The following is a 14,673-nucleotide window of genomic DNA, read 5'->3' on the forward strand; positions in this document are numbered from 1 at the left end:
AACCCACCCCCCTCCGAACAAAGGCCGCCCCGACGCAGTGGCCCCGGCAACCGCAACCAGCTCACCCCAGGACTACTCCACGGAAAGGACGCACTTCCATGAGCACATGGATCACCACAGCGCTCGGCAGGCGCCTGGCCGCGCTGACGCTTACGGCCGGGCTGGGCCTCGGAGTCGCCGGCTGTTCGGACGGCGGCCCCCAGCAGGACCGCCTGGCGGCCGCGTCAGGGTCCGGCGAGGCCTCTCCGCACGAGCAACTGGTCCGGACCGGCGAGGCGCTGGCCGATCTCCAGGGGCAGAACGGCCTGTCACTGACGATCACCTCGGCCGAGCGGGATCCGGCCGCCTACCTCACCGTCCGCGGCGACCTGAAGAACGACGGAGCCGAAACAGCCGTCGTCCCCGCCGAGTTGCGCGGCGACGAACTCGCCGTCCTCAAGACCGGACCGTCACTGGCCGGAGCCACCGTGACCGACTTCGGCCGGCACAAGCGCTACTACGTGCTGCGCGATACGAGCGGCCACCCTCTCACCACGACCGGTCTGTCCACGCTGAAGGCCGGTGAGAGCGTCCGCGTCTTCATGCAGTTCCCCGCACCATCAGCGAGTACGACCACGGTCGGCTTCCAATTGCCCCTGTTCGACACCGCAACCATCAAAATCTCCGGATGAGGTGAGGTACCGCATGCGTCGGATCCGATCCCGCTTCATGCTCCCGCTCTTCACTCTCACCATCCTGGGCGCGGCCCTCAACGTGGCCGCCGGCGGTATCCAGCAGGCGGCCGGCACCCCCTACGGGAGCGGCTCCGGCCTCGTACTACGCGGCGGCGCGACGCTTGCCCCGCCCAGGATTCTCGATCTCGGTTCGGATCCCGTCGCCCTCAACCAGGTGGTCGAGGACCAAGACGGGTCCGAACGGCGCGAGGACACGAATACAGAGGTGACATACGAACTCCAGGCAGAGGTGCTGTTCGCCAAGGACAGCGCCCGGCTGAGCAACTCGGCACAGTCCCACATCGCCGCGATCGCCAGGGAGATCAACCAGCAGCGCCCCGCGAAGGTCCGCGTCTCCGGCTTCACCGACACCCTCGGCTCCTCCACCCACGGCGACGCCCTGTCCACACAGCGGGCCCAAGCCGTGCAGACCGTCCTAGCCGACGGGCTCCCGTCAACGGTCAGCTTCGAAACCCGGGGGTTCGGCGAACGGCATCCGATCGCTTCGAACACCACGGAGGCCGGCCGGAGAGAGAACCGGCGGGTCGAGATCTCATTCCAGCCAACAGGAAGATGACCAATGCAGCACCAAGCGCAGTGCACGCCAGACCGTCCGTGGTCAGAACGAGCGAACACACAGGACACGAGTTCCGAAAGCGACCAAATGCGACCCGAGTTAATTGAGTCAACTCGATTAAGTTACCGGGAAGTTCGCTGGCATATGCGTAATCTTGCGGCCACGCAAAAGCATCACCACAGCTCGACCAGGCCGCAGGCTGGGCATGGACGTTGCAGAGCCCGGTGCTGCGGTCTCCACGCATCGCGTTCGTACGGGGAGACAACGTGACACGAGAAAACCGACGCATGCCATGGCTCACCGCTGTTCGCATCCGAACCCACATAACAGCGCTCTTGATCGCTGGCAGCCTGGTCGCGCTTGCCGGTTGCAGCGACAGCAAAATCTCGTCGCAAGACAATGCCAAGAACACAGCGTCGACGTCGACTCCAGCTTCATCAACACCGGATGCTTCGTCGGCCTCCCCCAGCGTGGACCCAGGAGCCCCGGTCATAGCGGCGTATCGGCACTACTGGGACGAGAAGGTCGCCGCGTACGCGAAGGCCAGCGTTCAGGGGACGCAACTGAAGAAGTACGCCGTTGCCGATGCCTACGCCGCCGCCGAGACGGAAGTGAACTCGCTTAAGGCCAAAGGGCTCGTGGCCACTGGTCGGCCCACTCTGTCGCCCAAGGTCACGTCCGTCGACACCAACCGCAAAGTGCCGCAGGGTTCCCTGACCGATTGCACAGACGTCTCGCAGTGGAAGCTGGTGAAAGCCTCCACTGACCAGGAAGTCGCGCTGCCTAAGGGCCGCCGGACGAAGTACGTCACCAATGCCGTCGCAGAGAAGTGGTACGGCCAGTGGGTGATCGTCAAAGTGACGCCAGAGGACCAGGCATGCTGAAGCGTCCCGCCGCTATCAGCCTCATGGCCGCCGCCTTAGTGGCTGCAGGCTCGGCGTCCGCTCATGCGGGCGATGACCCCAACATCAGCACTGGCAACTGCGACCTGATGTCGTTTTGTGTAGGCGTGGGCACCGATGGCCACGACGGCAAGAACAGCCAGGACACCGGGAAGGGACACAACGCCTCGAACCGCGGCAAAAAGTCCGACTGCACAGTGCAGCGTATGGACCCCCAGCCGCCCCCGGGCAGTTTCTTTTACCCAGGCGAAGGAAAGATCGCCTATGAACGAACCTGCACCGACGGAGGCACCACCTTCTTCGGAGCAGCCCTGGGCGCCAATGTGCCAGCCGTAGACCCCGCTGTCCTCGCGCAGCAGGCCGTGGACAAGATGAAGCTCGCTGGACCCGACATCGCCAGTCCACGCGCGGCCGGCAAATACACCGTCGGCGTCCCGGTATGGATGTGGGTCAACCAGAGCGCCACCACATACGGGCCGAACTCTGCATCAGCAACGGCAGGCGGTGTAACCGTCACGGCGACGGCGAAGGTGTCGAAGATCGTATGGCGAATGGGGGACGGCGCCACGGTGACGTGCACCGGCCCCGGCACCGTCTACGCGGCTGCCGTCGGTATGGGCGAGTCCCCGACCTGCGGCCACCTCTACACCACGACCTCGGCCAACGCGGCCAACGGTAAGTACGAGGTGACCGCGACCTCCACGTGGACGATCGACTGGCAGGTCACGGCCGGCGGCGGACAGACCGGTCAGCTCACCGAAATCCGGCAAACCCAGACGCAGGTGGCGATCGGCGAGCTCCAGGTCGTCAGGTAGCGCCATCGGAAGGATGCAGCGTTGAGCAGGACCCAAGAACGCACAGGGACAACGAGCGCGAGCGGTGTCCCCCAGCAGGGGCAGGTGGCCGCGCCGGTCGCTCCGCCGCGGGTGTCGGCCCGCAGGCGCCGGCCGGGCGTGATCGCCCTGTCGCTGGCGCTGATCGCCGCCGGCGGTGCCGGGGTTGCCGTCCTGCTGTTGCAGGTCGGCCACCGCACGCAGGTGGTCACCGTGGTCCGGGACGTCCAGGTCGGCCAGGTCCTCACCGAACAGGACCTGGGGACGGCCTCGATCTCCCTGGACCCGGCAGTAAAGGCCGTCCACGCGGACGATGCGAAGGCCGTGGTGGGCAAGCGGGCGGCCGTGGAACTGAAGCCCGGCTCACTGCTGACGCCGTCACAGGTCACCAAGGACTCCCTGGTCAAAGCCGGCGAGCAACTGGTGCCGATCGGGCTCAAGCCCGAACAGGTTCCCGCCACCAGCCTGGTACCCGGCCAGAAGGTCGAGTTGGTCCACGTTCCCGCGCAGGGCGACACGGACACCGACAAGACGTCCACCGCTCCGGAGACGATCACTGGACGTGTCGTGAAGGCGTCCAAGGCCGCTCCCGGCACCGGGATTGTGGTCGTCGACGTCGCGACGTCCGCGACCGACGGCCCGATCGTCGCGGCGTGGGTTTCGGCGAGCGCACTGCGCCTGGTCCTCACCGCTCCGGACGGCAGCTGATGGCCGTCGTCGCGCTGGCCGGCTGCACCGGCGCACCCGGGGTGACGACCACTGCGCTCGCGCTGCTGTTGTCGTGGCCGCTGGAGTCGGGCCGGAAGATGATCCTGGCCGAGTGTGACCCGGATGGCGGGGCCGTGCTGCACGGACTGCTGCAGGGCACGCTCGGCGACCGGTACGGGCTGCGCAACCTCTCGGTGGCAGCCCGCAAGGGCGAGTTCAGCGACGCCTTCTGGCGCCAGCTGATCGCCCTGAACGGCGAGGCCGGACAGCCGGATTCACCGGCTGACCGGATCCTGTTACCCGGCATCACCAACCCCGCCCAGGCGGCGAGCCTGGGCTCGGTCTGGAAGGGCTTGGCGGCCATGTTCCGGGGCATCGAGACCGACCATGGCCACGACGTCTTGATCGATCTCGGCCGCAGCGGCGCCTTCGGTCTCTCCGGGGTGCTGGCCGAACAGGCTGACGCTGTCATCGTGGTGGTGCGCAACACCCTGCGCTGTCTGCAGGCCGCGCAGGCCCGGGTGACGGCGCTGGAGGAACGCGTCGGGGACGTCGGCCTGTTGGTGATCGACGAGGGCCCCTACCCCGCCGGCGAGGTCCAGCGCGTGCTGCAGGTGCCGGTCGTGGCGACACTGCCGTACGCGCCGGAGGATGCCCGGGTGCTGTCGGACGGCGCCGAGCAGTCCCGCCGCTTCACCAGGTCGTCGCTGATGAAGGCCGCCCGTACGAGCGGTGCCCTGCTGGTGCAGCGTGCCGCCGTACGCCGTTCCCGCCTCGATCAGCGCCGCGCCTTCGCGGGCGGGGAGGTGAACCGTGGACGCTAGGCCTCTGCACCATGATCCTTCCGTGGCTCCCCCGCCCGGTCGCCCTCAGGAGGCGTACCGGACTCCGGCCGGAACTGCTTCAAGTCCGCACACGGTCGGCGCCGCAGCACCGCAGATCACCGTCGATTACCAGGCCGCACGGGACATCGCGGCCCAAGTCGCCCGGCAGCGTGAGGAGTTGCTGAAGAGCGTCCCGGGCATGGGCCGGGCCACCGAGGAGCAGCGCTGCCTGGGCTGGATCAACGAGGCGGTCGCGTTGTGGTCGGACGCGCACGCGATGACACCGTACGAGGACGGGGCGCTGCGGCGTGCCGTCTACGACCGGCTCTACCGGGCCGGGCGGCTGCAGCCGTATCTGGACGACGAGCGGGTCGAGGACATCATCGTCCAGGGCCCGGATGAGGTGTGGCTGGACTACGGCGACGGTTCACGCCGGATGGTCGGCCCGATCGCGGACTCGGAAGAGGAACTCCTCGAACTGTTGCGGGAGTTGGCCCGCGGCTCTGGGCACAACGAGCGGACCATCTCCACCGCGAACCCCACCCTCGCTCTCTCGCTACCGGACGGCTCCCGCCTGCAGGCGATCACCGGGCTCGGCCCGATGACGTACGCGGTCATCCGCCGCCACCGGGTCTCCCACGCCTGCCTAGATGACCTGGTGCGACTGGGCACGATCGACCCGATCCTGCGGGAATTCCTCGGCGCGTGCGTGCGCGCGGAGAAGAACGTCATGATCGCGGGGAAGCAGAAGGCCGGGAAGACCACCCTGCTGCGGGCGATGCTCAAGGAGTTCGCCCCGGACTGCCGCTTCGCCACCATCCAGACCGAGGACGAGCTGTTCGCCCACAACAACGGCTACCACCGCCAGGTCGTCTCCCTGGTCGGGCGTGAGTCCAACGGGGAGAAGGACGTCACGGGCCGCGGTGCGGGCGAGATCACCCTGCTGGACCTGATGCATCCCGCGCTGCGTATGTCGCTGGAGCGGATCGTGGTCGGTGAGGTCCGCGGCCCCGAAGTGGTCGCCATGATGCAGGCGTTGACGAACGGGTCGGGCGGCAACCTGTGCACGATCCACGCGCGTCGTCCCGACATCGTCTTCGACCGGATCGCCGAGTTGTACGCACTCGCTCAGGGCAACCTCTCCGAGCAGCTCGCCTACCGGCAGACCGCCAACGGCCTGGACTTCGTCGTGTTCGTCGACATGACGGATGAGACGCAGATCGGCGGCTACCGCCACCGCTACGTCTCCCACATCCTTGAGGTGACCGGGATCGGCGAGTCCGGGCGCCCGGCAACCAACGAGATCTTCGCTCCGGGAAGGGAGTTCGGGGAGCTGCGCGCGGCGCCGCGGATGGACCCGAGCTGCATCGACGACCTGCGCCGCGTGGGCTTCGACTCCGGCCTGCTCCAGTTCGCTGCCGGTTCGTGGGAGCAGCCGCTGGCCCTGAAGGTGGGGGCCGGCCGGTGATCTTGTTGGGTGCGCTGCTCAGTGGCATGGCCGTCATCGGTGGACTGATCGGCATCATCGCCGGTGTGGTCGGGACTTCGGCTCCGCGCCGGGCCTCACTGCGTGAGCGGTGGAAGGCGACGCGTGGCGGCACGGAGCAGGGCGAAGATGTCCGGTTGCGACGGCGCACGCTGACCGCCGCGTCGCTGGTGGTGTTCGTGGGTGTGTGGCTGGTCTCCGGGAATTTCGTGGCCGCAGCTCTGTTGGGTTCGTCCGTGATCGGGGTGCCGTGGCTGATTTCGCCGGCGCAGATCGCGCAGGAACGCATCGGGCAGTTGGAGGCGCTGAGTGAATGGACGCAGCGGCTGGCCGGGCTGCTGCGGCTGGGCATGGGACTGGAACAGGCAATGATCACCAGCCGCAGGAGTGCCCCCGAAGAGCTCGCCGGGCAGATCATCAACCTCTCCGACCGGCTGCGTCTGGGATGGCGTCCGGAAGATGCCCTGCGTGCCTTCGCCGACGAACTCGACGACATCACCGCCGACAAAGTGGCGGCTGCGCTGATCCTCTCGGTCAGCGACCGCGGCCCGGGCCTCGCCCAGGGCCTGGAGGACCTGGCGGCCACTGTCCGCGAAGAGGTCGCCGGCAAGCGGAAGGTCGAGGCCGACCGGGCCAAGTCGAGGACGACCGTACGGTGGATGACCCTCATCACGCTGGGCATCATCGTCGCCGGATTCTTCGTGCCGTCCTTCACTCGCCCCTACAACACCCTGCTGGGACAACTCGTCCTCGCGTTCCTGACCGCCGGATTCATCGCCACGCTCGCCCTGATGCGCTCGCTGGGCACCTTCCGGCACATCGCCCGATTCCTGATCGCCGACGCGCGCAGCACCGTCCGCCTCCCCACCCCCGCTCCAGAACCGGCCCGGGAACGTGAGCTGGAAGGAGTCACGCCGTGAATCTGCTTCCCGTCGTAGCGGCCGGCGGCACCGTGGGTGCCGGCGTCGCCCTGCTGGTGCGTGAACTGCTGCGTCCGCAGCCCGCGTTGGCGGCAGCGCTCAAGCGCACCGGTCCGGCAAGCCTCAGCATGCCCGAGCCCGAGCTGGACCGGGAGGAGCGGTGGGGCAGGTGGCTGCTGGCCCGCCTGGAGCACCTGCCCGGCGTACGGATTCCCGTCAAGAACCTCGCCCTGCTCGGGCAGGGGCCGGGTCAGTTCATGTTGAAGAAGACGGCACTCGCCGCGCTCGGCCTGCTGTGCCCCGTGCTGGTGTCCGTCCCGTGGATCGTCGCGGGTGTCTCCCTGCCCTTCTACGTGCCCGCAGCCGCCGGACTCGCCATCGCCGCCCTGCTGTTCATCACTCCCGACCTCGCGGTACGTGATCAGGCCAAGCGGGCGCGGGAGGAGTTCGCGCACGCCCTGTCCGCCTACCTGGACCTGGTGGCGCTCAAGCGGGCCGCGGACACCGGACCTGCCGAGGCCTTGGCGAAGGCCGCTGCTGTCGGGCAGGGCTGGCCGTTTCTGTATCTGCAGGGCGCGTTGCGCCGGGCCCGGCTGGAGAAGATCGCGCCGTACCAGGCGCTGTCCGAACTCGCCGACGAGTACGACCTGCCCGTTCTGACGGATGTCGCCGACATCATGCGCGGCTCGGCTACCGAGGGCGCCGCCGTCTACAAGGCCTTGCGGGCCCGCACCGCCGCGCTGAACACCGAACTGCTCGCCGCGCAGGCCGCCGAGGCCAATGCCGCCAGCGAGAAGATGACCGCTCCCGGTGCACTCCTCGCCGTCCTCGTGATGCTGCTGATGGCATTCCCTGCGGTGATCCGCATGCTCACCGTCTGACCCGTCTCGCCCGTCGAACTCGCTGAATCTGTTGGAGGAGCACTCCCGATGAAGTACACCGCATTACGGTCCTGCCGCGCCGTCCGCTGGGTGGCCACACGCATGGAGGAGGCCTCCCGCCGGCCGGACCGTGGCGATATCAGCATCACCACCGTCATCATCTGGGTTGCCGCCGTCGGCGGCGCCCTGGCGATCGCCGGCACGATCGCCGTAGTGATCGCGAAGTACAACCTGAGCCTGAGCGGGATCTGATGCCGGGCGGCGCCCGTATCCGGGCCTGGTGGGACGGGCGGCGCTGGGGGGACGACCGCGGCGACGCCTCCATCCAGATGGCGATCGTCTTCCCGTTCATCCTGCTCACCACGATCGCCGTCATCCAGGCCTCCATGTGGTACTACGCCCGGGAGATCGCCCTGACCGCCGCCCGCGAAGGCCTCACCGCGGCGCGTGCGTACCAGGCATCTCCCGCCGACGGTACGGCCCGCGCGCAGGAGGTCCTCGGGCGCAGTGCGGGTGACAGTCTGCACGGCTACGGCGTCTCGGCCAGCAACGACGGACAACGCGTCCGTATCCAGGTGTCCGGTACGGCCCTGTCGATGATCCCGGGCCTGTCAGGTCTCAAGATCACGCAGTCGGCGTCGGGGGCCGTCGAGCGCTGGACGACTGCGGGAGGGTGAATCCGTTGCGCGTCAGAGCCTGTTGGAAGCGGGTGCCCGGCCGGGACGAGGGCAGTGTCGCGATCGAGGCCGCCATCGTCCTCCCGCCGCTGATCATGTTCCTGTGTCTGGCGATCGCCGGCGGACGCCTCGTCATGTCCGGCGCGAAGATCGACTCGGCGGCCGAGGACGCGGCGCGGGAGGCATCCATTCACCGCACCGCGGCGGCCGCGCAGGACGCTGCGCACGCGGCTGCCCTCGAGTCTCTGGACGATCAGGGCATCACGTGCGCGTCCACCAGCGTCCGTGTGAACACGGGCGGGCTCAACGTGCCCGTCGGGCAGGTGGGGACGGTCACCGTGACCGTGAGCTGCACGGTCAATCTCTCCGATCTTCTCCTTCCGGGCGTGCCCGGTGCCCGGACGCTGACGTCGACGGCGACGTCGGTGGTTGATCAGTACCGGCAGCGGGGGGACTGATGATCGTGTGGCTTGCAGGCCGGTACCGCGGACGGCTGGACGACCGGGGCGGCGTCACCATTTTCGTGGCCGTGTGCGTGGTCGCGCTGATCGGCATCATCGGTATCTCCGTCGACGGCGGCAGCAAGATGCGCGCCACCGAACGCGCCGACTACATCGCCGGTGAGGCCGCGCGGGCCGGCGGGCAGGCCATCGATCCGGCGCAGGCCATCACCGGCAAGGCGATCGTGGTCGACCCGCAGGACGCCCAAGCCGCAGCCCAGGCCTATCTCCGCTCGGCCGGCGCGACGGGATCGGTCAGCGTGTCCGGGGACGGCAAGACGCTCACCGTCACGGTCACCGACACCTATGCCACGAAGTTCCTGCCCGTGGTCGGGATTGGCTCTCTCGCGGTGACCGGCCACGGCGAAGCGACCCTCCTGCACGGCGTCACCGCACCAGAAGGAAACTGAATGCGCACTCCCCACTCCCCCGCGACAGCCCGTTCCCTCCCGGCCCGGATCGTCACCGCGGCGGGCAGTCTGCTGGTCCTGGTCGGCGCGGTCGCCGGGCTGCCGCTGCTCCTGGCCTGGGTGACGCCTGTCCTGTGGGCGTCCAGCCGCGACGACCTCACACACCTGCTGGACCGGCAGGACACCGGCGGGGCGTTCCTGCTGCTCCTCGTCGCCGTGGGCTGGATCGGCTGGGCTCAGTTCACGTTCTGTGCCGTACGGGAGTTGAGCGCGCAACTGCGCGGACGGTCCTGGCACGCCCCGCGCGGGCTGGGCGCCTCGCAGCGCGCCGCGGCCGTCCTGATCGGCGGGATCCTGGTGCTGCTGCCCACCGGCTCCGCACTGGCCACCCCCGCGCAGGCCGCCTCCAGTGCCACGGCCGTCCAACTGCCGGGTCAGGTACGCGCGCAGAGCGCCGACGCGGACCGTACAGCGTCCGCCACCGACCGCGCGCAGAGCGCGACCTACACGGTGCGGGAGGTGCGGCCGGCGGAGAGTCTGTGGAGCATCGCCGAGAAAGAACTCGGCGACGGCGAGCGGTGGCGGGAGATCGCCAACCTCAATGAGGGCCGCACCATGACGGACGGCGAGGTCTTCCGCGCGAACAGCTTCCTGCAGCCCGGCTGGCAGCTCAGGATGCCTCATGCCGCTGATGCCGCAGGAGGCCTCCGCACACAGCTGAGCGACGACAGCCCCGTTGCCGCCGACGGCAGTGAGCACGTCGTCACGGTCCACTCGGGCGACTACCTGTCGAAGATCGCGCAGGAGGAGCTCGGCGACGGCAACGAGTGGCCGAAGCTGTACGAGGCCAGCCGGGGCAAGGCGCAGCCAGACGGACTGCCCGCCATCACCGACCCGGATGTGGTCTTCGCGGGGCAGCAGGTCACGGTGCCCGGCGTCCAGGCCGACCAGCACGCACCACCACGCGACAGTGACGACGGTGAGAAGGCGGGCGGCCAGAAGGCCACTCCCCCGGCCACCGAGGCGCCCGGCGGTCAGAAGCCGGGTGATGATACGGAAGACGGGCAGGCTCCGACACCGGGCACCACCATGGCGCCCACACCAGAGTCCACGCCGTCCAGCATCCCGAGCAGCCGTTCCGCCGAGCAGCCCAGGCAGGAGCAGCCTCCTTCTGTGACGCCCGCGCCAAGCACCAGTTCCGCTCCCTCTGTTGCCTCTCCGTCAGCGTCGTCCGAGGCGTCGAACTCCGCTGTCCCCTCTCCCGCCGCCACGGCGACCGCAACGCCAGCGCCGACTCCGGCCAGCAGTCCGCTGAACCTGCGCACCGTTCTCGGCGCCGGCGCGCTGCTGGCGGCCGCCGTCACCGGCGCTCTGGCGCTGCGCAGGACGCTGCAGCGCCGCCGCCGTAAACCGGGCGAGACGATCGCCATCGTGCCGGAACCTTCACCGGCCGAGGCCCAGTTGGCGGCAGCCGCCGAACCCGACGGCGCTGCCCGCCTGGACGTGGCCCTGCGCACGATGGCCTATCAGGTGGGCCAGGAGGGAGGCGAAGCGGTCCTGCCGCCACTGCGGGCCGCGCGGATCGGTGTGCGCGCGGTAGAGGTGCTGCCCGAGAACCTCGCCCAGGAGCCACTGGCGCCTTTCACTTCCGGGCAGGCCGGCTGGTGGGTCCTACCCGCCGACGCCGATCTCCTGGACGAGGAGACGGCCCATCAGGTGACGGCGCCGTATCCGGGGCTGGCCACGATCGGCAGCACCGAAGCGGGTGACCTGGTTCTGCTCAACCTTGCCCGCGTGCAGGCGGTGCTTCTGGACGGCAACCCGGTCCACATCACCGAGGTGTGCATCTCCCTCGCCCTGGAACTCGGGATGAGCCCGTGGGCGAGCGACGTCGAAGTCGTCACCGTCGGGTTCGGCGAGGACCTGCCCGGGCTGCTGCCCACCGCGCGGATCGCCCACATGCGGCAGGCCGCACACGCACTGCGCGATCTGGGCGAGCGGCTGCTGGAGGCGCACCAGTTGCCCGAGACCAGTCACCAGCCCTATCTGCTGCTGTGCGCATCGGCGCTGGACGCGGACACAGCCTGGGAGTTCGCCGAGGTCATCGACAAGGCGGGAGCGGTGCCCGTCACCCTGATCGCGCCAGCGAGTACGGCGGCCGCGCACTTCCCTGAGGGGGAGATCCTCAACGCCTCACTCAGCACGCCGCAGCCCCTCGACTCCGTCGGCGCCAACATCACCGTGCAACGCCTGGAGCACGCCGCCTACCAGCAGATCACCAACGCGCTGACGTTGTCCGCCCAGTCAGCCCACCCGGCCGAAGGGCCCTGGCAGGACGTGCCGGACGAGCCCGACATCGCGGCGCCGCCCCAGCAGACCACGCCGCCGACAGAGCCCCTGGCCACGCCCGCGGCCTACGACGCCACCACGATCCCTCCGGTGATGCCGGCAGCGGACGGCGACAACGGCATCTTCCCGGCTCTGCTCGCCGCCACCCTCGACCCGTCCGGACTCCGACTGCTGCCCACCGCTGACACGCCGCTTCAGGCCGCGGCCGAGGACACCCCGAGTGCCGACCCGGCGGTGCCCTCCGCCGGTGATGTCCCAGAGACGGACGGCAGGGGCGGCGGCGAAGTCCCCGTGCCGGAGGCCAAGGAGGAGCACGAGGCTCATGACCTGCACGCGCCGGAGATCCGGGTGCTGGGTCCGATCCACGTGACCGGCGTGGAACGCACCGGCCACGGCCCACGCATGGCACAGCTTGCCGCGCTGCTGTACTTCCGGCCCGGACGCGGCGCGGACGTTCTGTGCTCCGACATGGATCCCATCAGCCCCTGGTCGCCGACCACCCTCAACGCCCGGATGCAGGGCCTGCGCAGCTCCCTGGGCAATGACTCCGCCGGCAACCCCTACGTGCCGCGCCGCAAGGCCGGCGACGACCCCTACCGGCTCTCCCCCGGGGTGCGCTGCGACTGGACCTGCTTCCTGCAGCTCGCTGAACGCGCGCTGCCGCTGGGCCTGTTGGGCCTCCCGGATCTGGAGCGGGCGCTCGCTCTGGTGCGGGGCCGACCGTTCGGCGGCAGGCCAATGCCGTGGGCCGAGCCCTACCAGCAGGAAATGATCACGCGCATCGTCGACGTCGCACACACCATCGCCACCTGCCGCACCCCTGCCGGCCCGCAGCACGATCTCAGCACGGCCCGCCAGGCCGTCGCGACCGGCCTCGACGTCGACGACACCGCGGAGCTGCTGTACCGGGACTGGTTCCGGATCGAGCACGCGGCCGACAACCGGCAGGGGCTGCACACCGCCATCGCCCGTGTCCAGCAGGTGAACCGAGCACTGGACTGCTCACCGGAGCTGGAGACCGAGCAACTCATCAACGACCTCCTCGGCATACCGCACCCCGACCGGACGCAGCAGTGATGACCACGACCCGACCGGCACCACCGCCCTCATCGCCGACCTCCATACCCCCACCAGCCCTTCCCACCAGACCCGGCCCCAAGCCGGGACCGGGACCGGCCGACGATGCAGCGCAGGCCGATGTCCTCCCACCAGAGCCACGCAGTGCCCCGGCCGCCCTCAGCCGCACCCAGCGAGGACTCATCGGTGTGGTCGTCTCCGGTGCGGTCGTCATCGCCGGTATCGGCTTCGCGGGTTCGTACGCCGCCGTGCGCGAACTCGCCCTGCAGAAGGGCTTCGGGAACTTCGCGTACGTCTTCCCGATCGGCATCGACGCGGGCATCTGCGTCCTGCTCGCCCTCGACCTGCTCCTGACCTGGATCAGGATCCCCTTCCCGCTGCTGCGCCAGACGGCATGGCTGCTGACCGTCGCGACCGTAGCGTTCAACACCGCAGCGGCCACCGACCCTCTGGGCCGGGCGATGCACGCTGTCATCCCTGTGCTGTTCGTCGTCACCGTCGAGGCCGCCCGCCATGCCATCGGCCGGATCGCCGACATCACCGCCGACAAGCACATGGAGGGCGTCCGGCTCACGCGCTGGCTGCTCTCCCCCATCCCGACGTTCCTGCTCTGGCGCCGCATGAAACTGTGGGAGCTGCGCTCCTACGAACAGGTCATCAAGCTGGAACAGGACCGCCTCGTCTACCAGGCCCGCCTCCACTCCCGCTTCGGCCGCGCCTGGCGCCGCAAGGCCCCGGTGGAGTCGATGATGCCGCTGCGCCTGGCCCGCTACGGCGTCCCCCTCGCGGAGACGGCCCCCTCGGGCCTCGCGGCGGCGGGCATCAAACCCGTACTGCTGCCCCCGGCACCGCAGTTGGAGCCGGCCCGCGAGCAGGAACAGCAGACGGCACCGGCCGTCCAGAACACCCCGGCACCGCCCAGCCCGGCCTCGGACAGGTCTGCCTCTCAGACAACCCGAACAGAGGCGACCGCGCTCCGAAGAGAACAAGGTCCTGGTCCCGACCTTGAGAACAATGAGCCCCCCGAACAGACCGAACACGTTCAACACCCCGGGCCCGAGGACGAGGACAACACGCCTCCCCAACAGCCCCAGCACGTCCAGCAACCCACACCAGACGCGAGTTCACGCTCCGACGATCCGCTGCAAGGAGCCGCCTACAAGGACGGCTACCACCCCGAGTACGACCTGGAGGAGCACGCCCACAGCGACGAGGAACAGGAGCGGGATGAACAACCGCCTGTCCTGCACACCACTCCGGATGAAACGCCTTCCAGCTCCAGTCCCTCAGCCCACGTGGCCCCAGAGGCACTGCACCCCGCACGCTCCGCAGACGCCGTGTCTCCTCCGCGAAATGCGCAAGCTCCACGTTCCGGCCAGGAAACAGAACCCCACACGGTGTCTCCGCCCGGCGAGCCGACGCCCGGCGAAACGACGACGCCCCCACGGACCAGCCTCACCCCCGTCGACCGCTACTACCTGGCATGGCAGGACCTCCAGCAACAACTACACGCGGAGCCCGACGCGACCCAACTGTCGGCATACCTCGCCAGCCAGGGAATCCTGGACCGCGACAACCAGCCCCTCAGAGCAAAAACACTCGCCCGCTACTTCCTGCAATTCCGGATCTACACCATCTGGGCCCACCACCGAACCCTCGACGACCACCCCGACCCCGACCACGTCACCAAAGACCTCGCACAACACGGCATCACCGCCCAATACAACAAACCCATCCACACGAGCGAGCTCGAAAAACACCACCACACCTTCGAACACCGCTGGCAGACACTCCACCGCCAAAGAACGTTCTGATC

General features: G+C 69.1%; 15 protein-coding genes. All 15 read left to right on the forward strand.

The annotated features are described in order from the left end of the window. Nucleotides 1-98 precede the first annotated feature (98 nt). The 15 genes from ACNFOC_RS17840 (at nucleotide 99) to ACNFOC_RS17910 (ending at nucleotide 14,671) form a co-directional block, all read left to right on the forward strand. The gene (locus ACNFOC_RS17840; protein WP_416960093.1) at nucleotides 99-671 is read left to right on the forward strand and encodes a hypothetical protein; all 573 of its coding nucleotides are present in this window, start codon (nucleotides 99-101) and stop codon (nucleotides 669-671) included. Nucleotides 672-684: 13 nt separating this feature from the next. Next, a complete protein-coding gene (locus ACNFOC_RS17845; protein ID WP_416960094.1) occupies nucleotides 685-1,290 on the forward strand; it encodes an OmpA family protein in 606 nt (201 codons plus the stop codon). Between the two features lie 335 nt (nucleotides 1,291-1,625). Beyond that, the gene (locus ACNFOC_RS17850) at nucleotides 1,626-2,174 is read left to right on the forward strand and encodes a hypothetical protein (protein ID WP_416960095.1); all 549 of its coding nucleotides are present in this window, start codon (nucleotides 1,626-1,628) and stop codon (nucleotides 2,172-2,174) included. Next, complete coding sequence (locus ACNFOC_RS17855) at nucleotides 2,168-3,007, forward strand: ATP/GTP-binding protein (protein WP_416960096.1); 840 nt, start codon at nucleotides 2,168-2,170, stop codon at nucleotides 3,005-3,007. Before ACNFOC_RS17850 ends, ACNFOC_RS17855 begins: the two co-directional genes overlap by 7 nt. Before the next feature lie 21 nt (nucleotides 3,008-3,028). Then, a complete protein-coding gene (locus ACNFOC_RS17860; RefSeq protein ID WP_416960097.1) occupies nucleotides 3,029-3,733 on the forward strand; it encodes an SAF domain-containing protein in 705 nt (234 codons plus the stop codon). Further along, complete coding sequence (locus tag ACNFOC_RS17865; RefSeq protein WP_416960098.1) at nucleotides 3,733-4,557, forward strand: hypothetical protein; 825 nt, start codon at nucleotides 3,733-3,735, stop codon at nucleotides 4,555-4,557. Before ACNFOC_RS17860 ends, ACNFOC_RS17865 begins: the two co-directional genes overlap by 1 nt. Continuing rightward, the gene (locus ACNFOC_RS17870; RefSeq protein WP_416960099.1) at nucleotides 4,547-6,025 is read left to right on the forward strand and encodes an ATPase, T2SS/T4P/T4SS family; all 1,479 of its coding nucleotides are present in this window, start codon (nucleotides 4,547-4,549) and stop codon (nucleotides 6,023-6,025) included. The genes ACNFOC_RS17865 and ACNFOC_RS17870 overlap by 11 nt, the downstream gene beginning before the upstream one ends. Beyond that, nucleotides 6,022-6,963 (forward strand): type II secretion system F family protein, encoded by a 942-nt coding sequence (locus tag ACNFOC_RS17875; protein ID WP_416960100.1) that lies wholly within the window; start codon nucleotides 6,022-6,024, stop codon nucleotides 6,961-6,963. Before ACNFOC_RS17870 ends, ACNFOC_RS17875 begins: the two co-directional genes overlap by 4 nt. Further along, nucleotides 6,960-7,844: a type II secretion system F family protein gene (locus ACNFOC_RS17880; protein ID WP_416960101.1), complete on the forward strand. Its 885-nt coding sequence runs from the start codon at nucleotides 6,960-6,962 to the stop codon at nucleotides 7,842-7,844. Before ACNFOC_RS17875 ends, ACNFOC_RS17880 begins: the two co-directional genes overlap by 4 nt. A 48-nt stretch (nucleotides 7,845-7,892) precedes the next feature. Further along, nucleotides 7,893-8,096: a hypothetical protein gene (locus ACNFOC_RS17885; protein ID WP_416960102.1), complete on the forward strand. Its 204-nt coding sequence runs from the start codon at nucleotides 7,893-7,895 to the stop codon at nucleotides 8,094-8,096. Further along, nucleotides 8,096-8,521 carry a TadE/TadG family type IV pilus assembly protein gene (locus ACNFOC_RS17890; RefSeq protein WP_416960103.1) on the forward strand — a complete coding sequence of 142 codons (426 nt, stop codon included), beginning with the start codon at nucleotides 8,096-8,098 and terminating at the stop codon, nucleotides 8,519-8,521. Before ACNFOC_RS17885 ends, ACNFOC_RS17890 begins: the two co-directional genes overlap by 1 nt. A gap of 5 nt (nucleotides 8,522-8,526) precedes the next feature. Then, nucleotides 8,527-8,979 carry a TadE/TadG family type IV pilus assembly protein gene (locus ACNFOC_RS17895; protein ID WP_416960104.1) on the forward strand — a complete coding sequence of 151 codons (453 nt, stop codon included), beginning with the start codon at nucleotides 8,527-8,529 and terminating at the stop codon, nucleotides 8,977-8,979. Then, the gene (locus tag ACNFOC_RS17900) at nucleotides 8,979-9,431 is read left to right on the forward strand and encodes a TadE/TadG family type IV pilus assembly protein (protein ID WP_416960105.1); all 453 of its coding nucleotides are present in this window, start codon (nucleotides 8,979-8,981) and stop codon (nucleotides 9,429-9,431) included. Before ACNFOC_RS17895 ends, ACNFOC_RS17900 begins: the two co-directional genes overlap by 1 nt. Further along, nucleotides 9,432-12,857 (forward strand): hypothetical protein, encoded by a 3,426-nt coding sequence (locus ACNFOC_RS17905; RefSeq protein WP_416960106.1) that lies wholly within the window; start codon nucleotides 9,432-9,434, stop codon nucleotides 12,855-12,857. 182 nt (nucleotides 12,858-13,039) lie between these two features. Next, nucleotides 13,040-14,671: a DUF2637 domain-containing protein gene (locus tag ACNFOC_RS17910; protein WP_416960125.1), complete on the forward strand. Its 1,632-nt coding sequence runs from the start codon at nucleotides 13,040-13,042 to the stop codon at nucleotides 14,669-14,671. Nucleotides 14,672-14,673 lie beyond the last annotated feature (2 nt).

Origin of the sequence: Streptomyces colwelliae (assembly GCF_048158785.1) — a bacterium.
In the GTDB taxonomy this organism is placed as follows: domain Bacteria; phylum Actinomycetota; class Actinomycetes; order Streptomycetales; family Streptomycetaceae; genus Streptomyces.

Bases quoted from the DNA above. Each gene is read 5' to 3' on its own strand.
- ACNFOC_RS17840 (WP_416960093.1), top strand. From the start codon at position 99: ATGAGCACATGGATCACCACAGCGCTCGGCAGGCGCCTGGCCGCGCTG.
- ACNFOC_RS17845 (WP_416960094.1), top strand. From the start codon at position 685: ATGCGTCGGATCCGATCCCGCTTCATGCTCCCGCTCTTCACTCTCACC.
- ACNFOC_RS17855 (WP_416960096.1), top strand. From the start codon at position 2,168: ATGCTGAAGCGTCCCGCCGCTATCAGCCTCATGGCCGCCGCCTTAGTG.
- ACNFOC_RS17865 (WP_416960098.1), top strand. From the start codon at position 3,733: ATGGCCGTCGTCGCGCTGGCCGGCTGCACCGGCGCACCCGGGGTGACG.
- ACNFOC_RS17885 (WP_416960102.1), top strand. From the start codon at position 7,893: ATGAAGTACACCGCATTACGGTCCTGCCGCGCCGTCCGCTGGGTGGCC.
- ACNFOC_RS17890 (WP_416960103.1), top strand. From the start codon at position 8,096: ATGCCGGGCGGCGCCCGTATCCGGGCCTGGTGGGACGGGCGGCGCTGG.
- ACNFOC_RS17900 (WP_416960105.1), top strand. From the start codon at position 8,979: ATGATCGTGTGGCTTGCAGGCCGGTACCGCGGACGGCTGGACGACCGG.
- ACNFOC_RS17905 (WP_416960106.1), top strand. From the start codon at position 9,432: ATGCGCACTCCCCACTCCCCCGCGACAGCCCGTTCCCTCCCGGCCCGG.